The sequence below is a fragment of the Corynebacterium sp. LaCa_70 genome (assembly GCF_058182015.1).
This window is the reverse complement of sequence record NZ_CP190914.1, coordinates 1204212-1225160: the sequence shown is the minus strand read 5'-3', so window position 1 is coordinate 1225160 and position 20949 is coordinate 1204212. Positions and strand designations below refer to the sequence as shown.

20 protein-coding genes and 1 tRNA gene are annotated in these 20949 nt (G+C 54.3%); 10 read left to right on the top strand and 11 right to left on the bottom strand.

Annotated elements, in window-relative coordinates; genetic code table 11:
- Positions 1-10: 10 nt before the first annotated feature.
- Together ACP8MI_RS05540 and ACP8MI_RS05535 are read right to left on the bottom strand one after the other, a co-directional pair.
- The gene (locus ACP8MI_RS05540) at positions 11-1375 is read right to left on the bottom strand and encodes a PFL family protein (RefSeq protein ID WP_018119564.1); all 1365 of its coding nucleotides are present in this window, start codon (positions 1373-1375) and stop codon (positions 11-13) included.
- Positions 1376-1403: 28 nt separating this feature from the next.
- The gene (locus tag ACP8MI_RS05535; RefSeq protein ID WP_018119563.1) at positions 1404-1673 is read right to left on the bottom strand and encodes an ACT domain-containing protein; all 270 of its coding nucleotides are present in this window, start codon (positions 1671-1673) and stop codon (positions 1404-1406) included.
- A gap of 78 nt (positions 1674-1751) precedes the next feature.
- Here ACP8MI_RS05535 and ACP8MI_RS05530 point away from each other — a divergent pair, with 78 nt between their 5' ends.
- Entirely contained in the window at positions 1752-2456 is a 705-nt protein-coding gene (locus tag ACP8MI_RS05530) for an NAD(P)-dependent oxidoreductase (RefSeq protein ID WP_018119562.1), read from the top strand.
- Here ACP8MI_RS05530 and ACP8MI_RS05525 read toward each other — a convergent pair.
- From ACP8MI_RS05525 to can, 3 genes are all read right to left on the bottom strand, one after another.
- Positions 2453-3196, bottom strand: a complete 744-nt coding sequence (locus ACP8MI_RS05525) for a glutamine amidotransferase-related protein (protein ID WP_018119561.1) — start codon at positions 3194-3196, stop codon at positions 2453-2455. The two genes, ACP8MI_RS05530 and ACP8MI_RS05525, sit on opposite strands and share 4 nt — an antisense overlap.
- A gap of 25 nt (positions 3197-3221) precedes the next feature.
- On the bottom strand, positions 3222-3791 hold the full coding sequence (locus tag ACP8MI_RS05520; RefSeq protein WP_018119560.1) for a TetR/AcrR family transcriptional regulator: 570 nt from the start codon (positions 3789-3791) through the stop codon (positions 3222-3224).
- A gap of 123 nt (positions 3792-3914) precedes the next feature.
- The gene (gene can / locus ACP8MI_RS05515) at positions 3915-6734 is read right to left on the bottom strand and encodes an aconitate hydratase (protein ID WP_018119559.1); all 2820 of its coding nucleotides are present in this window, start codon (positions 6732-6734) and stop codon (positions 3915-3917) included.
- A gap of 246 nt (positions 6735-6980) precedes the next feature.
- Between can and ACP8MI_RS05510 the strand changes: the two genes are divergently transcribed.
- From ACP8MI_RS05510 to ACP8MI_RS05500, 3 genes are all read left to right on the top strand, one after another.
- Positions 6981-7481, top strand: a complete 501-nt coding sequence (locus ACP8MI_RS05510; protein ID WP_018119558.1) for an Rv1476 family membrane protein — start codon at positions 6981-6983, stop codon at positions 7479-7481.
- Between the two features lie 476 nt (positions 7482-7957).
- On the top strand, positions 7958-9736 hold the full coding sequence (locus ACP8MI_RS05505; protein ID WP_049148290.1) for a DIP1281 family NlpC/P60 protein: 1779 nt from the start codon (positions 7958-7960) through the stop codon (positions 9734-9736).
- Positions 9737-9783: 47 nt separating this feature from the next.
- Positions 9784-10854, top strand: coding sequence for a ferrochelatase (locus ACP8MI_RS05500; RefSeq protein WP_018119556.1), 1071 nt, complete (start codon positions 9784-9786; stop codon positions 10852-10854).
- Between the two features lies 1 nt (position 10855).
- On the opposite strand, the gene ACP8MI_RS05495 is transcribed toward ACP8MI_RS05500, so the two are convergent.
- Entirely contained in the window at positions 10856-11620 is a 765-nt protein-coding gene (locus ACP8MI_RS05495) for an Rv1486c family protein (RefSeq protein ID WP_018119555.1), read from the bottom strand.
- Positions 11621-11653: 33 nt separating this feature from the next.
- Between ACP8MI_RS05495 and ACP8MI_RS05490 the strand changes: the two genes are divergently transcribed.
- Positions 11654-12502, top strand: a complete 849-nt coding sequence (locus ACP8MI_RS05490) for a DUF3097 domain-containing protein (protein ID WP_018119554.1) — start codon at positions 11654-11656, stop codon at positions 12500-12502.
- On the opposite strand, the gene ACP8MI_RS05485 is transcribed toward ACP8MI_RS05490, so the two are convergent.
- Positions 12468-13040, bottom strand: coding sequence for a sigma-70 RNA polymerase sigma factor region 4 domain-containing protein (locus ACP8MI_RS05485; protein WP_049167605.1), 573 nt, complete (start codon positions 13038-13040; stop codon positions 12468-12470). The two genes, ACP8MI_RS05490 and ACP8MI_RS05485, sit on opposite strands and share 35 nt — an antisense overlap.
- Before the next feature lie 37 nt (positions 13041-13077).
- Positions 13078-13785, bottom strand: coding sequence for a TVP38/TMEM64 family protein (locus ACP8MI_RS05480; protein ID WP_249606529.1), 708 nt, complete (start codon positions 13783-13785; stop codon positions 13078-13080).
- A 259-nt stretch (positions 13786-14044) separates the two neighbouring features.
- Here ACP8MI_RS05480 and ACP8MI_RS05475 point away from each other — a divergent pair, with 259 nt between their 5' ends.
- From ACP8MI_RS05475 to ACP8MI_RS05465, 3 genes are read left to right on the top strand one after another with little or no spacing between them, the layout of a single operon-like run.
- Entirely contained in the window at positions 14045-15247 is a 1203-nt protein-coding gene (locus ACP8MI_RS05475; protein WP_249606528.1) for an ABC transporter substrate-binding protein, read from the top strand.
- A 2-nt stretch (positions 15248-15249) separates the two neighbouring features.
- Positions 15250-16350, top strand: a complete 1101-nt coding sequence (locus ACP8MI_RS05470) for a FecCD family ABC transporter permease (protein WP_375544291.1) — start codon at positions 15250-15252, stop codon at positions 16348-16350.
- A complete protein-coding gene (locus ACP8MI_RS05465; protein WP_049148288.1) occupies positions 16341-17153 on the top strand; it encodes an ABC transporter ATP-binding protein in 813 nt (270 codons plus the stop codon). Before ACP8MI_RS05470 ends, ACP8MI_RS05465 begins: the two co-directional genes overlap by 10 nt.
- Positions 17154-17272: 119 nt before the next feature.
- Here ACP8MI_RS05465 and ACP8MI_RS05460 read toward each other — a convergent pair.
- A tRNA-Leu gene (locus tag ACP8MI_RS05460) sits at positions 17273-17358 on the bottom strand.
- Between the two features lie 229 nt (positions 17359-17587).
- Between ACP8MI_RS05460 and ACP8MI_RS05455 the strand changes: the two genes are divergently transcribed.
- Positions 17588-18127 carry a YbhB/YbcL family Raf kinase inhibitor-like protein gene (locus ACP8MI_RS05455; protein ID WP_049148287.1) on the top strand — a complete coding sequence of 180 codons (540 nt, stop codon included), beginning with the start codon at positions 17588-17590 and terminating at the stop codon, positions 18125-18127.
- A gap of 23 nt (positions 18128-18150) precedes the next feature.
- Positions 18151-18567, top strand: coding sequence for a hypothetical protein (locus ACP8MI_RS05450; protein WP_049148286.1), 417 nt, complete (start codon positions 18151-18153; stop codon positions 18565-18567).
- Here the strand turns inward: ACP8MI_RS05450 and ACP8MI_RS05445 are convergent.
- On the bottom strand, positions 18564-19739 hold the full coding sequence (locus ACP8MI_RS05445) for a quinone-dependent dihydroorotate dehydrogenase (RefSeq protein WP_390885506.1): 1176 nt from the start codon (positions 19737-19739) through the stop codon (positions 18564-18566). The genes ACP8MI_RS05450 and ACP8MI_RS05445 overlap by 4 nt on opposite strands.
- Entirely contained in the window at positions 19739-20836 is a 1098-nt protein-coding gene (locus ACP8MI_RS05440) for a YncE family protein (protein WP_126843776.1), read from the bottom strand. The genes ACP8MI_RS05445 and ACP8MI_RS05440 overlap by 1 nt, the downstream gene beginning before the upstream one ends.
- Positions 20837-20949: the final 113 nt, after the last annotated feature.

Genomic DNA, 20949 nt, shown 5'->3' with positions numbered 1-20949 from the left:
AAACCAGCTTCTAGTTGCGGAATCCGTGTACCGGGGCCGGGATGAACCCACCGCGGTGGATGAATTCACGATTGCCGACGGTGTTGACCGGAATGATCGGTGCGTAGCCGAGTAGACCACCAAAATCGACTTCGTCGCCTACCGCGGCACCAGGCACAGGAATAACACGCACCGCCGTGGTCTTATGATTCATCACGCCAATTGCGGCCTCATCTGCGATCATGCCTGCGATAGTTTCTGCAGATGTGGCACCAGGAAGTGCAATCATGTCGAAACCGACCGAACAAATTGCAGTCATTGCTTCCAATTTGTCCATGCTGATGCTGCCAGCACGCACAGCATCAATCATTCCTTTGTCCTCAGAGACAGGAATGAACGAACCTGACAAGCCGCCGACACGCGAGCACGCCATCATGCCGCCTTTCTTCACCGCGTCGTTCAGCAATGCCAGAGCAGCGGTTGTGCCGTGGGTCCCAACTTGTTCCAGGCCCATGTGTTCCAGAATGTGAGCGACGCTGTCACCAAGCTCAGCCGTCGGCGCCAATGACAGGTCAACGATGCCAAACGGAACGCCTAAACGTTGCGAAGCCAAATTGCCGACTAGTTGGCCGGCGCGGGTAATTTTGAAGGCAGCTTTTTTGATTTCTTCTGCTACCTGGTCCAAGCTGGCGCCTTCAAGGTTGCCCAGAGCACGATCGACGACACCTGGTCCGGAAACGCCAACAGAGACCACACAATCTGGTTCTTCGACACCGTGAAAAGCACCGGCCATAAACGGGTTATCGCCGACCGCGTTGGCGAACACCACCAATTTGGCGCAGGCAATCGCAGAATCGTCCTTGCTTAATTCGGCGGCGGATTTAATGACCTGACCCATGTGTCGGGCAGCATCCATATTGATGCCGGCGCGGGAGGATGCGATGTTCACTGAGCCGCATACCACTTCCGATTGCGACAGAGCTTCCGGAATGGATTCGATGAGTCGGCGGTCAGCTTCGGTGGTTCCTTTTTCGACAAGCGCGGAGTAACCACCGATAAAGTTCACGCCGACTTCATTGGCAGCTTTGTTGAGTGCGTGGGCTATATCGGCGGGATTGCCTTCAACACCGGCGGCTATCAACGAAATCGGAGTAACCGAAATGCGCTTATTGACGATCGGAATTCCCAGCTCGGCTTCGATACCTTCGCACACTTCGACCAAGCGTGATGCGCGAGTAACGATTCGGTCATACACAGCATCACAGGTGGCGGACATCGACGGGCGAGTGCAACCGAGTAGGGAAATGCCCATGGTCACGGTACGAATATCGAGACGATATTTTTCGATCATCTCGATCGTGTCGACGATCTGGGCGTTCTTAAAAGAAAAAGGCATAGTGGAATTTTCCCTGCGCTAGGTGGTGCTAAATTTCGTTGATTGCGGTAAACAGCGACTCGGCCTGGATGCGAATAACCTGGTGGGTCTCTTTTTCGACGGCTTCCATGCGCTGTTGAATTTCAGGGATTGATAGGGCTTCATCATCGAATTCCACGCGCAGAATCATCGTGAAATAACCAGACATAAGGGTTTGTGAAACGTCGACAATATTAACGTTTAACTCCGCGAGAGCAGTACTGACAGAGGCGATAATTCCGGTGTTGTCCGCGCCGGTCACGGTCATGATGGCATACATGCTACTCATCTTAACTGCCTATCCAGCATTCTCTTTAGCCGGGGCACAAAGCTCACGACGAAGCGTAGGATTGTGTACATGACAGCAAATCAGTCGCAAGAGAACGTAACTACCACAAACACACGAGTATTGGTCATCGGAGGATCTGGCAAAGTTGCCAGCATTGCCATTCCCCAATACTCGAACGATTACGAGATCACCGCGATGCTGCGTCGGGAAGAAAAAGCAGAAGAAGCGCGGGATAACGGCGCAACGCCGTTGGTCCAAGACGTGACTACTCTGTCTGCGGATCAGTGGGCAGCGTTGGTCCGTGATTTTGATGTTGTGGTGTGGACCGCAGGTAACGGCGGGCGTGCCGGTGCCGACGTCACCTATGCCGTAGACCGCGATGCTGCCTTGGAATGCATTAAAGGCTTGGAGCAACTCCAGAATGAGGTTGGTAAAGATCGCGCGCCTCGGCTCATCATGGTGTCCTACATGGGGTCGCTGGACAACGAAACCGACGATCAAGGCGCATGGCTGGCATACGTGGAATCGAAAAAGACCGTCGACAAACGCCTGTTAGATTCTGATTTAAACTACATCATCCTGGCGCCGACGTTGCTGACCCTGGATCCGGCGCAGGGCATTACCGTCACCGAAAACACACCAGAAAAAGCCGGGGAAAAAACGTCCCGTGAGCTGGTCGGTCAGGTCATCTTCGAGCTGGCTGGGCGGGCCGAGCTACCAAATCAGGATTTCATTGCCTTCCACGATGGCAACGATCCAGTGAGCTCTATTTAACTGGTAGCTGCGCGTGTTGCGCAGTACCGCACGAAGATAGCGAGCAACTCATTGCTCCATTTCGTGTCAATTGACGGCAAGCTGTTGACAATATCCAGGTAATCTTCGGGGGAGAAATAGCCGTAGTCGTAGAAAAAATCCATTCGGTTTTTCATGGCTACCGCATCCATTTCAGCGTGGAATTGGCTTGCCCAGGTCGAATCACCGACGCGAATTAACTGCACCGGGCACGTCGGGCCGTCAGCAAGAATCGTAATATTATCCGCCGCAGGCAGGTTTTCGACGGCTTCGGTATGACCGGTCAGAGAGGTAAAACTCTGCGGTAGGTGTCGTGCGAGAACGTCTCTGGCAGCGTCATGTGTAAGCTGCACGACGGTCTTTCCAGACGTTTCAGCGTGCGAATGTCCCACGGTTCCGCCGACGTGGTGCGCTAGCCAGGAAGCACCAAAGCAAATCAAAAAGACCGGAATGTCTGCTTCTGTAAGAATCTCTAGTTGTCGGTGAATATGCAGTTGCCACTCGTCCCAGGTTTCGTTGGTGATATTGAGCGAACTGCCACCAACGATAACTCCATCGAAATTAGCTAAGTCGGGGAGTTCCACGTTTGTGGAATCAATAACCAGGTGCGAGGTTTGTTCTTGACTAAGCCCAGTGGATTCACAGATGTCACGATATTCAGCAGCGGCAACCGCCGGGGCGGTCTCTCCATAACGTAATGAGACCAAGAGAAGATTAACCATAGTGGCTACTGTTATACCTTATGGCTTAATGCTCGTTAGCATCGCGTCGGATAGCCTGTTCTGCGATGTCTAAAACAGCTTCATCGGTGGACATTCCCATCGCGTTGCGGGTGATCAACCCGTCCATGACCATTTCTAGAAAATATTTCAACGTATCAATGGGGACGTCGATACGCATACGTCCCTCAGCTGCATTTTTCGCCAAACGATCATGCACGGCTTGGTCGAGGACTGCCTGATGTTCTTGCCAGCGCGTGCGAAACGATGCATCGGTCCGCAGCATCTTAGAAATCTCTAGACGCGTAGCCAGCCAGTCATATTTTTCTGGGTGCCGCACGATATCGCGCATAACTTCCACGAGTCCTTCCCGGGCAACGACTTCGGCTTGTCGTGCAGCGTCTTCTCTGGCTAGGGCAAGAAACAAATTTTCTTTATCAGAAAAGTGGTGGAAGATTGCGCCCCGGGATTTCCCGGTCGCTTGTTCTAGACGGCGCACAGTTGCTCCCTCGTAGCCGTATTCGGCAAAACACTTACGCGCACCCACGAGGATTTCTTGGCGACGACGATTAAGCTCATTTTCACTCATGACTGGCATAGAGGAAGCAACCTTTCTGACCGGGAATGCAAAAACGGGGCTGCAGGGCCTGGCTGCGAGTGCCTCCGAAAAGGGGTGTACTACTCGCAGCGAGACTTCATGCAGCCCCGCGAAGCGTGATGATTAGGATTTAACCATCTGACGGAGTACGTACTGCAGGATTCCTCCGTGGCGGTAGTACTCGGCCTCACCTGGGGTGTCGATGCGTACATTGGCATCGAACTCGACGGTCTCACCGTCTTCCTTGTGAGCGGTAACCTTGACGGTCTTCGGAATCGAGCCGCTGTTGAACTCGGTCAAGCCTTCGATGTCGAAGGTCTCGTGACCGGTTAGACCCAGCGACTCGTGGGATTCACCATCTGGGAACTGCAGTGGCGCAACACCCATACCGATCAGGTTCGAGCGGTGGATACGCTCGAAGGATTCGGTAATGACGGCGCGCACGCCCAGCAGCAAGGTACCCTTCGCTGCCCAGTCACGGGAAGAACCGGTGCCGTATTCCTTACCACCCAGAACGACCAGAGGGGTGTCCTCTTCCTTATAGTTCTGAGCTGCATCGTAGATGAAGGCTTGTGGCTTGTCTTCCTTGGTGAAGTCCAAGGTGTAGCCACCGGATTCTTCAACCAGCTGGTTGCGCATACGGATATTTGCGAAGGTACCGCGAACCATAACCTCGTGGTTACCACGACGGGAACCGAGCGAGTTAAAGTCCTGGCGCGCAACACCATTTTCTTCCAGGTATTGCGCGGCAGGGGTGCCTGGCTTGATGGCAGAAGCAGGGGAGATGTGGTCAGTGGTGACCGAATCGCCGAGCTTGACCAACACGCGGGCGCCCTTAATGTCTTCGACATCGGCAGGCTCGGTCGGCATATCGTCGAAGTATGGAGCCTTGCGGATATAAGTCGAAGCATCATCCCACTCGAAGGTCTCGCCCTTCGGGATGTCCAGGTTCTGCCACTGTTCGTCGCCCTTGAAGACGTCAGCGTAGTCAGCCTCGTACATTTCGCGAGAGATGGAGGCCTCGATGGTCTCTTCGATTTCTTCTGGAGAAGGCCAGATGTCCTTCAGGAAGACATCGTTGCCTTCTTTATCTTGGCCCAGTGGCTGCTCGTCGAAGTCGAAGTCCATGGTGCCGGCGATGGCGTATGCGATGACCATCATTGGCGAAGCCAGGTAGTTCATCTTGACGTCTGGCGAGATACGGCCTTCGAAGTTGCGGTTACCGGACAGGACTGCGGTGGCAGCCAGGTCTTCGGAGTTAATGGCATCGGAGATTTCTTCTGGCAATGGGCCGGAGTTACCAATACACGAGGTGCAACCGAATCCAGACAGGTAGAAACCGAGAGCTTCCAAGTCCTTCCAGAGGTCTGCGCGCTTGTAATAGCCATCAACAACCTGGGAACCAGGAGCACAAATGGTCTTCACCCATGGCTTGGAGGTCAGACCCAGTTCGTTGGCCTTGCGGGCGATCAAACCAGCACCGATCATGACCGATGGGTTGGAAGTGTTGGTACACGAGGTAATGGAAGCGATGGCGACCATACCGTGGTCCAGGGTGTATTCACCGCCAGCTGGCGAGGTGACAACCGTTGGGTGGGACGGACGGCCTTCGCCTCCAGCAGATGCGTCTTCACCCTGACCCTTACGGGAAACATTGTGACCGTCGGTGATGTCGGCATCGACATAGCTTTGCACGCCGCCTTCGGCGACCATGCGACGAACCTCAGGCTTCTTGCCTTCTTCCAAGACTTCGTCGTCAGTGTAGTTGACCAGATCCTTGCGGAACTGCTCTTTTGCCTTGTCCAACTCGATGCGATCCTGTGGACGCTTCGGCCCGGCAATGGAAGGCTTAACAGTAGACAGATCCAGCTCGATGTACTCGGAGTACTCGGCTTCTTCGTCGTCTTCTTCCAACCACATGCCCTGGGCCTTGGCATAAGCTTCAACGCGGTCGATCTGCTCCTGCGGGCGACCGGTCAGCTCCATGTACTTGGTGGTCTCTTCGTCGATCGGGAAGATCGCAGCGGTGGAGCCGAATTCTGGCGACATGTTACCGATGGTTGCGCGGTTAGCCAGTGGGATGGATTTCACGCCATTGCCGTAGAATTCGACGATCTTCTGGACGACGCCGTGCTCACGCAACATGTCGGTGATGGTAAGAACAACGTCGGTAGCGGTAACGCCGACTGGAATTTCGCCGGTCAGCTTGAAACCAACGACCTTTGGAATCAGCATCGATACTGGCTGTCCCAGCATTGCAGCCTCGGCCTCGATACCGCCTACGCCCCAACCCAAGATGCCCAGGCCGTTTTCCATGGTGGTGTGGGAGTCAGTACCGATACAGGTATCTGGGTATGCCAGTCCGTCATTGTCGAAGACTACGCGACCCAGGTACTCGATGTTGACCTGGTGGACAATACCGGTTCCTGGAGGAACAACGCGGAAGTTCGAGAAGTTCTCTGCACCCCAGCGTAGGAACTGGTAGCGCTCTTCGTTGCGCTCATACTCGATGGCAACGTTTTTGGTCAGTGCATCCGCATCACCGAATGCTTCGGTAATAACGGAGTGGTCAATAACCATTTCAGCTGGGTTCAGTGGGTTAACTTGGTCTGCGCTGCCGCCCAAGTTCGATACGGCCTCACGCATGGTAGCCAAGTCAACGACACACGGAACACCAGTAAAGTCCTGCATCAGCACGCGAGCAGGGGTGAACTGGATTTCTGTGTCTGGTTCCGACTTTGGATCCCAGTTGGCGATAGCCTTGATGTGATCTTTATTGACGTTCTTACCGTCTTCGGTACGAAGAAGGTTTTCTGCCAGCACCTTGAGTGCGTATGGCAACTTTTTCAGTCCGTCTACTGCGTCGAGTGAGAAATAGTCATAAGACTTATCTCCGACCTCGAGCTTCTTCTTAGCGTCGAAGGAGTTCAAGCTTTCAGTCACGGGGAGCTCCATTTCCTTGTTGTGCAAATCTGTCAGACCTCAAAGGTCCAGAACTCAGGGTTCATTGACCCAGTGTAGGTTGACGATCCCTCGTCCTGCCAAAAGTATAACAGTACAGCTGTTCTGTTTTTAGTCTGTTGTACTGCGCCATGGCAATATGACAGTTAGTGAGGGAAAATTCGTCATCACTGCCTGCCCGAAGCACCCCTTATTACCCCCAGAAAGATTAAGTAGAAAGTATTCATCATGATCCCTGCCGGCGTTGACATAGCTGACCTCTCTGCACAGTTGCGCGAAGATCAGTTAGCTATTGGTCCGAATGCTGAATTTGGGCGGATGCAGGAATCGGAATTACTGGATGTCCTGAGCGTGAGTAATCAAGAAAGCGGCTCAGGTGTTTATGGTGGAGCGGATTTTGGGCTTGCTCTTATCGACGTTCCGGTTGGCAAGGCTGCGGACTTGCGCGACGTAGCTCAGGAACTGCAGTTAAATACTGAAATTGAGACGATAGTGGTGCGCACTCCGACCGTTGGTGCAGCAGTGAGCGATCTTCATTCGCGTGCTGAATTGGAAGCAGCGGAATCAGCTTTTGCTCATGTGCAGACCAGTACTGGGTTCCAAAACTTTGTCGATGAGCTTTCGGGCACTCCAATCCCATGGGGCATCATCGCAATTGTGCTCGCGGTAGTCATAGCTACAGCCTTGACTACATCGTGGTTGTTAGTAACCAAATCGTTACGCAATTGAGTTCATTTCGTGCGTGTCGCTGATATTGCGATGAAAGACACATGAAAAAAATTGCTGTGCCTTTCTGCAGGCTATGAGGTTAGTCCGGCCTCAAAACTTGACGTAACGCGCGGGAGAATTGTGAATACATGTGCCCCTGTTGCGTCGTGTGGCATATGGTTTGGCTATTGGCTCACGAGCCATAGCATCAAGCTTTGAACTCATGGTGGAGACACACCGGAAATTCTGAATACAGTCTTGATCCTTTACTGATCGTCAGCACGGGCATGTGGGGAAGCACGCCAGGAGCAACGATGGCCAGAGGGATGGGGCTGATTCAGTCTTTCATGCACCGTTGTTTGCAACGGTGAGTTTTTGCCAGCGGTGAGTTTCTGCCGGATTCTCGCTTCGCTATGTCCGTGTGTCGGTACCCACTGTCGTAGATTTCCACGCAGAGTCAGGTTTCAAAACTTGACTATGCCTGTCAGGAGTGTGTCGTGCCTTCATCGTCTCACCGGCGTGCCTTTCGCGTACGCAGTTTTAGTGCAGCTATCGCATGCACCGCATCGCTTTCCTTGTTCGGGTCCTCAGCTTTTGCTCAGGCAACGCCGAAAGATCAGTTGCAGCCTGCGGTCTCTGAACTGATTTCCACAATCACTGAGGCCGAAGCAGACCTCAACAACTTGGATCTTAGAATTGGTGCTTTGGGCGAATCCGTCAATGAAGCACTCGCTATTTTGCAAGATTCTCGATCCGAAGCCGCTCAAGCACAGCGGGGGGTCTCAGCTGCGCAAGAAGAGCTTGCCGACGCCCAGTCTGAGATTGCAAGTGCACAGGAAGATTTAGATGAGCTTTCACGCGCCAAATATCGGCGCGCGGCTGGTTCTGCCGGGTTGCACGAGATCAGCGGGAGCGATCGTCGCGATAATGAGCTTTACCGCAAATCGATGCTACGCGCACAGAGCGAAGAAAAGCTTACGACTATCGATGAGCTTGACCGGGTACGTACTGAGAAAGCCAATAAGGAATCCCAGCTGCGGAAAACGCATGAGCTAGCCGAAGCCCGTGCAGAACAAGCTACTACTGCAGAATCACAAGCGCGAGAACTGTTGGAGCAAACCAGGGCCAAAATCGAGCAAGCGCAACAAGAGCGCGAACAGGTCGCGCAAGAACGAGAGCAAGCCCGGGAAGAACTCGCATCAGCGCGAGGTGCCAGCAACAGCCACGCACGTGGGAACACGGGTGCAGAAGACGCATCTTCAGAGGATGCTTCTGCTAGCACAGCTTCTCGTTCTGCTGCGGACAGTGCACTTGATCTCACCGTAGACGCAAGCGACAACGGTAACGACGAATCACCTGCTGAAACACGGCAAGCCGGACAATCAGAGCAGAATGATGACGTTTCAGCTGAATTGCATGAACTAATCAACCAAGCTGCCGAGACTGTCAGTGAATATCTACCGGAGCACACAGCTTTAGATTCAGTCCCGCAGGACAACACCAGAATTGCAGACAACATACAGGATCCACCGTCGCCGATACCTGCATTGCAAACGGTAGGTGGCTCCGAGAGACAATCACCACCAACAACTCAAGAGACATCAACAGCGGAGACGACCACCGGCGCTGACGCTGAAACGGAAGGGGAAGCCGTTTCAGCTGAGAGCCCAGAACAGCAAGCCGCTGGGGAACAAAGCTCGCAGCACACCGCTGATTCTGCGACCGGTACCACAACACACTCAGCAGATAGCGGTACCGATGTCGCTGAAGAACTCAGTGGCGTACTAGAAGAACTCAGCACCAATGAGTCCGTGACAGAGGATGCTTCTGCAGGTTTTGCGGAGGTAGCTCCATCACAGCAGGCACAAGCGATATTGTCCCGCGCACGCTCCCAGCTGGGAGTAGATTACGCCTGGGGCGGTGGCAATGCGCAAGGACCAACTGCAGGTATCCGCGATGGCGGACATGCAGACGTCAATGGTGATTACGGCAAAGTAGGCTTCGATTGTTCCGGATTGGTGCAGTACGCCTTCGCAGGTGCGGGTATTTCGCTGCCGCACTATAGCGGTGGTCAGTACCGCCACGGTACTCACGTATCTACATCGAATCTGCAACCAGGTGACCTGATCTTCTATGGACCAGGCGGTTCACAGCATGTCGCGATTTATTCCGGCAACGGCATGATGATCGAGGCTCCACATTCCGGCTCACACGTTCGCGAAGTTCCGGTGCGCCACACCGGTATGACCGAAAACGCGGTGCGGTTGTTGGGCTAGTCGTGCAAGACGACCACCACCAAAATCTGCCTTGCTAGTCTAAAGGTATGACTGATTTGCACCCTTTGACTGACTATGATGCACTCCTCGTCCTTTCCTTTGGCGGCCCTGAAGGAAACGACGAGGTTGTGCCATTTCTAGAGAACGTGACTCGGGGACGCGGAATTCCACGTGAGCGTCTAGAAGAAGTCGGCGAACACTACTTTAATTTCGATGGAATTAGTCCCATCAATGCGCAAAATCGTGAGCTCATCGCAAACCTCGAAAACGTTCTTTCCCGGCGCGAAATTAACTTGCCGGTATACTTCGGCAACCGTAACTGGCACCCATTTGGCGAGGACACCGCTGAGCAGATCGCTCGTGACGGTCACCGAAAAGTGTTGGTGTTAGCCACCTCCGCATGGGGCGGGTACTCTGCCTGTCGACAATACAACGAAGATATTAAACGTATTCGCGAACACTTAGCGGAACAGAATCTACCTGCGGTTCACTTCACTAAGATTCGTCAATTCTTCTCCCACCCAGCCTTCATTTCTGAAACCGCAGCTGCGATCACAGAAGCCTATGCCAATATCCCAGCCGAGCGCCGTGAACACACCCGCATGCTGTTTACTGCGCACTCAGTTCCCAACCGTCATGACGACGTTGGTGGTGCTGACGGCGATAAAAACCTGTACTCACGACAAGTAGCAGAAGCTGCTCGGTTGGCGGCTGCCGAAGCCGGTATTGCGGATTACGATCTGGTGTGGCAATCGCGCTCTGGTGATCCGCGCGTGCCATGGCTAGAACCAGATATTGTCGACCACACCGAGTATCTGGCAGATAACCGGGGCATCAAAGCTGTCGTGGTGTGCGCGATTGGCTTTATTACCGACCACATGGAGGTCATGTGGGATCTCGATACCGAGCTTGTCGAAGCGGCGCGAGACAAAGACGTGCACGTTGAGCGTGCACGCACCGCAGGACTGACGCAGCAATTTGCCGAAATGGTTGTCGACATTGCTGCAGAGTCTGCAGCTGGAGAAATCGTCGAAAAGCTCGGCAACGTCACGGTACAGGGCAACACGAATAATGGCGCGCCATGCGCTCCTGGTTGTTGCGATATTTGGAGCAAATAAGCTAGCCGCGCGCGAATTCCGCGCATGCACGTTCCACCCCAGCCATGCGGGCTTGCCGTAGATGGCGGAAAAGCCCGAAGAGGTAGGGATCGAGGCTGTGATCGCCTAGTTTGTCTGTCAGCATTTCGATAGTTGCGGCAACCGTATCGGCACGCGCAAATAACTTCGCGACCCGGGGCGGTACAGACCCGGGTAAACCCGGGATATCGTAGAAATCTGCAAGAGTTCCCACGGTCATGCGGGCATTCGGCAGGTCTGCCGGGATATGTCCCGATTGCTCAATCAATTCAGCCGCTGCATTGGTTGCCTGGCTGAGATAATAATCCGCATCACCAGCAAGTAACCCTGAACTGGCCGGAAGCGGTTGGGTTTCTCGAACCCAGGTCCAGTCAGTGCGCCCGTTGACATACCGTGGAATAAGTACATGGTGCAACGCTGGGTCATTGTCTTTGACCACAATCGCTCCGGGGGCAGGATCTTGCGTGAAATTCTGGGCCGATTCTCCAGCGATGGGGAGTGCCGGTGGTTCACCAGGGCCTGCTAGCACGAGCTTGAGTACAGGTTCGGGGTTTGTCAGTATGTCCGTGGTTGCTGCACGCAGCCCGGACAATAACTCGATAATGGCGGTACCTTCTACAGTGTTCTTGCCGCCAAGTTCCTGCAATGCATCAATGGTTGCATCGCTTGATTCGTAGCCATATAACCAGGCTGCGAGCCACACTGCAGCGTTTTGTACGGGGGAATAGACTTCGGCGCGGATAGACATCGTCGGCCATAGTAATAGATACACTGGCAAACTATGAGCAGTAAGCGTTATAGCGGCGATATCTTGCAAGGTCACAAGCGCAGGCAGACACCCACTTTTCCGGACCTGCCAGCACAACAGGGGATGGTTCTTGAGGTTGTTGGAGAAGATTTTGTGGGCGCGCTTATTGATATCGACAAAACATTTTCCGGGCACCTCGCGCGACTCGAAGATCGCCACGGAAACCGACGAGTGTTTCCCATTATTCCAGGGGGATTCATGTTTGACGGTCGGCGGGTAAACCTATCGAAAGCCATGCATCAACCTGCCGTCCAGACACCAACTCATTCGAATTCTGGGTCTCGCCGGGTACAGAATGTCAGTGCAAAAATCGCAGCTCCATCTCGTATCTGGGTAGAGGGCGTCCACGACGCAGCGCTCGTCGAAAAGATTTGGGGGCATGATTTACGCGTCGAAGGCGTCGTGGTGGAATACCTAGAAGGGCTCGATAACCTTGCAGAACGGCTTGCGGAATTTCAACCGTCCGCGCAGCGCCGTATCGGCGTGCTAGCCGACCACTTAATCGCCGGCACGAAGGAGGCGCGGTTAACAGAGGACGTCGGTCCGCACGTTTTGGTTACCGGCCACCCCTATGTCGATATTTGGGAAGCGGTCAAGCCTGAGCGCGTGGGATTGCAGAAGTGGCCGCAGGTTCCCCGAGGGCAAGACTGGAAAACTGGCGTGTGCAAGGCCGTGGGTTGGTCTGACCCGAAAGAAGCGTGGCACCGGATCTATAACTCTGTACATTCGTTTCGCGATATCGACATCTCACTGATCGGTGCCGTTGAACGGTTGGTGGACTTCGTGACTAACCCTGATCTGCAGAAATCTGATTTGCTGTAGATAATAAGTTGACCGCCAAGCGCCAACCGGCGGATTCCGCAGCCCAGCCGGCTGCTTGCAGGCGCTGCGAAATGGCCTGCTTGGAAATTCCGAGTTGTTCAGCGGCCTCATTCTGGCTCAATCCGCTCCGGACCAGTGCGGTGGCTTCTCTACCTTCGTACGTGCGCTTGTTCAACACTTGTCCCAGTAAGGCGAAGCAGGCCGCGATGTCTTCGGAGGTCGCAGGTGGTGCCGAAACAACGTCAGCGCGCACGATTCCGGCGCGAGTACTTCTCGGCAGCGCGCGCCGTGCAGCAGACAGTGCCTCATCGCCACCGTGCGCAATCCCAATTCCCACGGCCCATTCGCCGTCGGCAAGCAAAGCCATCGTGATATCGCACACGGTAGAAGGCTCTGCCATGGTGGAAGCGATGTCTTCTACGCCAATGACTTCGAATCCGTCGACCCCGTCCAGGCTCGATAATGCTGCGGCAGAGCGCTGGACTAAATCAGCGCGTCGGGGTGCGCTGCCACGGTAACGGGCATGGACGGCGAGCATGAATCCTCCTGAAAAGTCGATGAATCCCGGGGCCAGTCTATACCTCAGACTTGATTACTGTGTGAGTCTGTACGGGCATACGAGCATCGAGAATCAAACCGCCAATGCCAACCACCGCGATAGCAGCCAATAGAACGATGACGAGTGGGTTGGTTCCGGCAATCAAGGTGTCCCCGAACAACACTCCGACGACGGTTCCTGGTGCGGACCCAACGAGTGTGGCCACCACAAAGGGGAAAAAGGGGATCGACGTTAGTGCTGCAGTGTAATTGACTAGCGAAAAAGGTACGCCTGCAATAAGACGTAAGGAAGCGACCGCCAGCCAGCCACGTTTGCGCAACCGATAATTGATCCCGGCAACAGCGGGGTGTTTGAGTCGGGGAGCCATCCAGTCGCCGAGCAGCCAACGGACGAGCAGCAGTGAAATTGCCGCCGAAGCAGTCAACGCGGTAAGCGCAATGATGAGTCCAACCCACGGACCATACAAAATTCCTGACGCTACCGTCCATACCGTCCGGGGTAGGGGGAATTGTGTGAAAAAGACATAACCCAGCCAGAACAGAATCATGAAGCCGCTACCTGCGGATTCGGCTGACTCACGCAAGGAGCTCAACGTGGGAAAGTCAATGACGACGAACAACACAACCAACCCGATGGCAACCACACCGACGGTCAGCATGCGTGCGAGTGACCAACGGCGAATTGAATCCCAGGCATCACGACGAATGGTGGCGCAGAAATGCATAAAACTTCTAAGCCATGGGGTGCGCCGTCGAGAGCCTGTGGCTCTATTTGTTCGCGGCTGCTGTGCTGAGTGGGTTCGTTCTGAATCCATGGGTATTCAGTCTAGTTGCTGTCCGTGATCGTCGAAGCAATACCGGTCTCGTGATCTAGCTCATGTGTGCAAAAACAAGCTTCAAAGAATTGTTCACCCTTGCCTAAATGGTTAATATTTGCCTGTCCTTATATAACTTCTGGTTGATGAGCCATTCCCAAGGAGAATTATGTCCCTGAAAACAAAAAGAATCTTGACGACGCTGGCGGCTGGTGTTGTTTCTGCAGCCGTTCTTGTAGCCTGCAGTACCGAGCAAGCTAGCCAAGCAAATGACGATTCCGCCAACGGTAATGGCAACGATGACGCCAACAAAGGTGCTCTGACGCTGACAGATATCGCCGGCCGTGAAGTGACCCTGGAAGAAGAACCAGAGCGCATCATCCTGGGCGAAGGCCGCTCGCTGTTCGCAACCGGCATTGTCAACACCGAAAACCCATTGGACAAGATCGTCGGCATTGGCACCGACCTGAAGCAAAATGTTCCGGACTACTATGACCGCCTGGAAGAAAAGCTTCCAGAAGTCAGTGAGATCCCAGAAATCGGTGGATTGGCCAAAGGGGATGTCACCGTAGAAAACCTGTTGAGCATGGCACCAGATTTGGTCATTTTATCAATGGACACGTATGAGGCCTCCGAAAAAGCCGGTTTGACCACAAAAATGGATGAAGCGGGAATCGAGTACGTCGTCACAGACTTCCGTGCAAAACCATTGCAGAACACCACGAAATCGATGGAATTGTTCGGCCAAATCTTTAACCAAGAAGAGCGCGCGGCTGAATTCAATAAGGACTGGCAAGAAACCGTCGATTTGGTACAGGAACGCGCGGAAAAAGTTGAAGAAAAGCCAAAGACCTTTGTATGGCGCGCAGCCGGCGTGCTGGATTGCTGTGGCTCATGGAATGATTCGAATATCTCGCAACTGGTTAACACCGCTGGCGGAGACAACGTCGGAGATCACGTCATCGAGGGTGAATCCGGTGCACTGACACCTGAAAAAGTCCTGGAATCCGATCCAGACATGATTATCGCCACCGGTGGTGACTGGTCCGAAAAGAAAGATGATGAAGGCAATCCCGTAGGCTATGCGGCCGTCGGCTACGGTATCGAAGAATCTGAGGCACAGGCCAGCATCGCAAAATTGCCGGAAGTACAGCCTGGCTTTGACAACCTGCGCGCCGTCCAAGACAACCAATTGCACGCTTTGTGGCACCAGTTCTATAACTCTCCGTTCAACTATCTGGCACTATTGCAGATCGCACAGTGGATCAATCCAGACGCCTACGAAGACATCGATGTTGAGCAGGAATGGCTGGAATCGCAAAAGAAATACTCGCCAATTTCTGGCGAAGGCACCCTGTTTATCACTAATTAATGATGATAAACGCGAAAAAACCAGCCGCGGAGAACGATACTTCAGCAACGACGGACCGCGCGGTTGTAGAGCTGGGCAGGCAACATAAGAAGCTGACCTGGCAACGCATCGGTATTGTGTCTGCTTTGTGCTTCATCGCGCTCGCTGCCTTTGTGACGAGTAATTTTGTCGGTGCGATCAATATCAGCCCCGGCGAAGTGATCACGGGAATCATCAACCCGTCGAGTTTGGATGAGCAAACGCATACCGTCCTGTGGCGGTTACGACTGCCAATGGCAGTGATGGCGTTGTTGATCGGGGTGAGCCTGTCTTTGGCAGGTGCTGAAATGCAGACGATCCTTAACAACCCACTCGCAGAGCCATTTACGCTAGGTATTTCCGCTGCCGCAGCGTTCGGTGGTGCTAGCGCGATCGTGTTGCAGTGGCAGATTATCGCGCAGCCACAGCTAAATCTCGCGCTGGTTGCATGGTTGTCGTCTGTGATCGCTACCGGCATCATCGTCATAGCCGCAGTTTTGCGGGGTGTACGTGCAGAAACAATGGTGCTGCTCGGGATCGGCTTGGTGTTCTTCTTCCAAGCTATGTTGGCGTTGATTCAATACCGCTCATCAGCAGAAGCTTTACAACAGATCGTGTTTTGGTCGATGGGATCATTGACCCGCGCAAGTTGGACTGGAAATGCAGTGTTAGCCGGGGTATTGGTGGTCGCGCTTCCCATTCTTTGGGCGTTGTCCTGGCAATTGACGGCGCTCCGATTGGGGGATGCCCGTGCAGCGGCAATGGGCGTGAACACCTCTGCCTTGCGCGTGATTGTGTTGGTCGTCGTCTCCCTAGTGGCAGCAACCACGGTCGCCTTTGCCGGCATCATCGGCTTTATTGGTCTAGTGGGGCCCCATATAGCACGCATGCTGGTGGGGGAAGATCAACGGTATTTTCTGCCTGCATCTATGGCCGCTGGAGCAGCGGTGATGTGTACTGCGCACGCGTTGAGCCTGATCGTGAAGCCAGGGCTGGCGATTCCGATCGGGATCGTAACCTCGCTGCTTGGTGTGCCATTCTTTATCGCGATCGTCATGGCTCGAAGGAGGGCACTGTGGAGCTAACAACTGCACAACCAGCCGCTACTGAACCCGTTCCGCAGGAAGTATCGCTAGAAATTTCCGGATTGAGCGCTTCCTACGGGGCACATAGCGTACTGCATGATGTCAACGTTGCGCGCTTGACCGGAGGGCAAATCGTTGGGCTTCTTGGCCCGAATGCTTCTGGTAAGACGACGCTGATCAAAACGCTTGCCGACGTCCACCGCGGCTATACCGGTCACGTTGACTTTCAGGTCGATGGGGTCACGCCTCGGGGAAAGAAAAAGCGGCAGCTGACCGGCTATGTGCCACAAGATCTGCCAAGTACTGCGGCTTTACGCGCGTTTGAAGCCGTACTTATCGCTGCACGACGTGAAACCTGCGAAGACCCGGTGCTCCGGACCGGTGAGGTGATGCACGAACTCGGTCTTGATGGCATCGCGTCTCGGTATCTCAACGAGTTGTCGGGAGGGCAACGCCAACTGATAGCTCTGGCACAAATGCTGGTTGGTCGGCCCGGTTTGATGCTATTGGATGAGCCGACTTCTGCTTTGGATCTGCACCATCAATTGTTTGTGCTGTCTCAAGTACGTGCGAAATCGCGGCAGGAGGGTAGCTTGGGTCTAATCGCCATTCACGACATCAACCTGGCTGCACGAATGTGCGACACGCTGGTGGTACTCAAAGACGGCTGTATTCGAGCCCAGGGGCATCCGAAAGATATTCTCAACCGCGAGTTAGTTGAAGCTGTATACCACGTGGAAGCAGATATTGTGCTGCACAATGATGTTCCGCTGGTAGCGCCATTACATGCTGTGCGCAGATAGCTATTACGATCGAAAGATCGTGAACTAATGCCCAAACCGGGCAGCTATCGCACTGATCAAAAAGAAAAATCTCGAGACATCATCTAAAGATTAGAACGATGTCTCGAGACCACACAGTGTGCCCGGAGCGGGACTTGAACCCGCACGTCCGTTAATAGGACACTGACACCTCAAGCCAGCGCGTCTGCCATTCCGCCACCCGGGCAGGGTGCAATAAAAAGTATCCGCAAGACTTAACTTCCAAAGAAAGCCCGCCTGCTTAACTTTTAACTTGGCAACGCTGACTTACTATAATAGGCGAGGATAAATAATCGCAAACCCGCAGGTTGATAAGCTAAATCTCGTTTATTATCCTCGCCCTGCGGAACCGGGTTAGTTTAGTTTCTGGTGTTATAAACCAGAGAATTCTGCTGCATTCAGGTACAAATGGAGTTATGAGCGATTATGCAAACGATTCCCGTTTCCCTGGCCCCGATCCATACGCGCCACTGAATGATCTTCCTTCATTCACGCTGACGTCTAGCGATCTTGTCGACGGCGACGAGATTCCCGAGAAGTTTCGTGCACCGAGCAGCGAATCACCGCAACTTGCGTGGTCCAACCTACCGGAGGGCACCAAGTCTTTGGCAGTTACCTGCTTTGACCCAGACGCACCCACAGCGTCCGGTTTCTGGCACTGGGCCGCTTTCAACATTCCGGCTGACGTCGCCGAGTTGCCCACTAATGCTGGTGCCGCAGAAAACTTAGGTATCGACGGCGTCACGTCGCTGACCAACGATTCCGGCGAGCGCACCCACTTCGGAGCGCAACCACCAGAAGGTCACGGCCCACACCGTTACTTGTACGCGGTGCATGCAGTAGACACTGAAGAATTGGATATTCCTGCCGATGCAACACCTACCGTGTTGGGCTTCAACCTGCATTTCCATGCAATTGGCCGCGCAATCCTGTGGGGTTGGGCCGAAACCAAGTAAGAAGACCACTATGCTGTTGGTTTATGGCAGCGAAAAACTCTTCTTCGAAAAACCCTCACTCCGCTGAACGCGAAGTTACGGTGCCGCTGGCTTTGCGGGCTGGCGGCGCTTTTCTTGCGCTTGCGGTGACGCTCGCGATTTTTGGTGTCATCGCGTGGCTTTCCGATGGCTGGGCGGTTCCGTTTGCTGTCACCCCAGCCTTTTTAGGAATTTGTGCGGCAGCCGTATTATTCGGAGCTTTTGCCACCGTCAATCGCGCGCAAAAACCCAGTGTGGCTCAGGTCGTCGCACTTTCTGTCGCCGTAGCACTCATCATCGCTAGCCAGTTCTTAGCAAATACGGCACTGGGCTTTATGGGCCAGCATTGGTTATTCATGTACGCAGTGTTGGCCCTCGTGTGCGCACTGGTTTTGCGCCGTTCGATCATGCCGAAGGCTTAATTATCACGCCATTCCAGCCCAGATCCGACAGCCGCAGAGATATTGTCCAGACCATGCACATCAAGTTGACGTAGCAGCCCACGGTGGATATTGGAGATCCAGCCCGGACCACCATAAATCAGACCAGTATACCCTTGTAGGAGACTCGCGCCGGCCGTGATGCGCTCCCAGGCTTGTTGTGGCGTGGTGATGCCACCAACCGAAATCAGGACGAGCTTGTCGCCAACGCGATTATGTAGCCTATGCAAGATTTCGAGGGAACGCTTCGCGACGGGCGGGCCAGAGATTCCACCGGCGCCCGCGGCCGCAACCTCAGCAGCGGAAGTGTGTAGGCCGTCACGCGAAATCGTGGTATTTGTTGCGATAATGCCCGCCAGCCCTAATTCCACCGCTAGGTCTGCACACGCATCGACATCAGCGTCGGAAAGATCAGGGGCAATCTTCAACAGCACTGGGCTGGTGCACACTTCTTTTACGGCTTGTAAAATCGGTCGCAATGATTCTACTGCCTGCAAATCACGCAGCCCAGGCGTGTTAGGCGAGGACACGTTGACCACCAAATAGTCCGCAGCCGATCCCAGGACAGAAGCGGAGCGTCGGTAATCATCGGCGGCGTTTTCCACCGGAGTCTTTTTCGTTTTCCCGATATTGATACCAATGACACCGCGCTGTGCAGTCTCGCCACTAGTAACATGTCCACGCAGATTCTGCGCTGCTTGGGCTGCGCCTTCGTTATTAAAGCCCATGCGGTTGAGGATGGCGCGATCCTTTTTCAAACGGAACAAACGCGGCTGTGGGTTTCCCGGCTGCGCGGCAGCAGTGACAGTGCCTAATTCCGCATAGCCAAAACCGATAGCCGACCACGCTTTGGCAGCACGCGCGTTTTTATCAAACCCTGCAGCCAATCCGAGGGGGCGGGGGAAGTGCACGCCGAATACCTCTTGAGCAAGACGGGGGTCAGTAGTGCTGAATACCGTCGCCAGCCCTTTCCGGAGCAATCGGGAAGAATTCACCACGGCCATCACGGTGTTGACCCCGTGATGTATACGTTCCGGATCTATGCGGAACATCACACGCAACGCTGCGCTATAAGCCGCGTTGTAAGTCACCGAGCGAAGGCTGGCAGCCGCCGAGCTCATCGTTGTACGTGCTTGCCCAAATTGTGGAGCCATTACTGTGCGTTCTCCTCAGGTTGTTCGGATAGCTCTGGTTGTGCCACCTCAGGCTGGGTGATGACTTGGATACCGTGCCCGGTCGCTGAGGCCAGCACGAGCGTCCCATCATCAGTGACCACCAACGACTGCGCGTCGGCAAGAGTTTTCAGTTGGGCGGCTCGCTGCGGGATACCGCTAGAAATACGGAAGGCAGTCAACAGGTTGTGCTTAGTGGATGCCACCCACGCCAGATCCCGTTCGCTATCCCAGGCAACAGACCACGGGCCTGCTGGTACAGGCGTGGTCTGGTGCAAACGGATGACATCTAGCGCGGTATACACTGCCAGTTGATTACCACGAGTATCTGCTGCCAAAACGAGCCCCTCATCACCGACTGCGATGTCGCCGACTCCGAGCCCCACGCGCAGGGTGCCGCCGCCGCGCTCATTACGCCAGTCCAGGTTTTGGATTGTGGTGTCCTCACGCCACGTGCGTACCAACTGTTCGCCGTGTGATGCTGACTCCACATGCACCAGTTCATCAGTAGGGGCAGCCGCGGTAAATGTAGACATGACCTCACCACGTGGTGAAACGATTGCTACCTCTGCTGATTCGTCGGAAGCAACCACGAGATCGCCATTGTTCATCCGGGTTGCGGCAGTAACTGGAAATTCAACCTCGGGCGTAATCTCCTCGCCGTCTGACTCACCTGCGGAGAAAACGTGCACAGAATCACCACAAGCCAGAATGAAGTGTTGTTCAGTAGCTGTAAGCTCACCACATTCTGCGGCAATATCGACGGTGGTGCCGGCGTCGGCAAGCTCATCAACCGTTCCCAGCCACAGCGAATCATCCGTGCGCAGGGCCAGATTCTTGCCGACGACTGCCATATCCGAAACCGCAGCGAACTCGGGCCTCGTAATGACCTCGCCAGCGAGTTCTGTGGTATCCGCCTGATCCGAGCTTGGCACCGGGGTGGCCTTTCCCATGTCTGGGACGTCTGCACCCGGTAACGCCGGATTATCCGCACAAGCAACCAGGATTGCGCTGGCTGCTACGGCACAAGCAGAAAATGCATAGGGACGAAAATGCGCCGACCGAAATCGAATATTCACAGCTGCTAAGTCTATCAGCGCAGGCTAGTGCCACCGAACGCTACGGCACGAGGGGAGGGGTTGCCGACGGGTATAGTCTGGTAGCCGTGATTACGAGCGATTTAGCCACCGGT

Coding starts and splice junctions, on each gene's coding strand:
- ACP8MI_RS05445 (WP_390885506.1), bottom strand. CDS start 19,739: ATGGCTCCACAATTTGGGCAAGCACGTACAACGATGAGCTCGGCGGCT.
- ACP8MI_RS05500 (WP_018119556.1), top strand. CDS start 9,784: ATGACTGATTTGCACCCTTTGACTGACTATGATGCACTCCTCGTCCTT.
- ACP8MI_RS05535 (WP_018119563.1), bottom strand. CDS start 1,673: ATGTATGCCATCATGACCGTGACCGGCGCGGACAACACCGGAATTATC.
- ACP8MI_RS05475 (WP_249606528.1), top strand. CDS start 14,045: ATGTCCCTGAAAACAAAAAGAATCTTGACGACGCTGGCGGCTGGTGTT.
- ACP8MI_RS05530 (WP_018119562.1), top strand. CDS start 1,752: ATGACAGCAAATCAGTCGCAAGAGAACGTAACTACCACAAACACACGA.
- ACP8MI_RS05495 (WP_018119555.1), bottom strand. CDS start 11,620: ATGTCTATCCGCGCCGAAGTCTATTCCCCCGTACAAAACGCTGCAGTG.
- ACP8MI_RS05485 (WP_049167605.1), bottom strand. CDS start 13,040: ATGCTCGCCGTCCATGCCCGTTACCGTGGCAGCGCACCCCGACGCGCT.
- ACP8MI_RS05455 (WP_049148287.1), top strand. CDS start 17,588: ATGAGCGATTATGCAAACGATTCCCGTTTCCCTGGCCCCGATCCATAC.
- ACP8MI_RS05510 (WP_018119558.1), top strand. CDS start 6,981: ATGATCCCTGCCGGCGTTGACATAGCTGACCTCTCTGCACAGTTGCGC.
- ACP8MI_RS05520 (WP_018119560.1), bottom strand. CDS start 3,791: ATGCCAGTCATGAGTGAAAATGAGCTTAATCGTCGTCGCCAAGAAATC.
- ACP8MI_RS05540 (WP_018119564.1), bottom strand. CDS start 1,375: ATGCCTTTTTCTTTTAAGAACGCCCAGATCGTCGACACGATCGAGATG.
- ACP8MI_RS05450 (WP_049148286.1), top strand. CDS start 18,151: ATGGCAGCGAAAAACTCTTCTTCGAAAAACCCTCACTCCGCTGAACGC.
- ACP8MI_RS05490 (WP_018119554.1), top strand. CDS start 11,654: ATGAGCAGTAAGCGTTATAGCGGCGATATCTTGCAAGGTCACAAGCGC.
- ACP8MI_RS05470 (WP_375544291.1), top strand. CDS start 15,250: ATGATAAACGCGAAAAAACCAGCCGCGGAGAACGATACTTCAGCAACG.
- ACP8MI_RS05525 (WP_018119561.1), bottom strand. CDS start 3,196: ATGGTTAATCTTCTCTTGGTCTCATTACGTTATGGAGAGACCGCCCCG.
- ACP8MI_RS05480 (WP_249606529.1), bottom strand. CDS start 13,785: ATGCATTTCTGCGCCACCATTCGTCGTGATGCCTGGGATTCAATTCGC.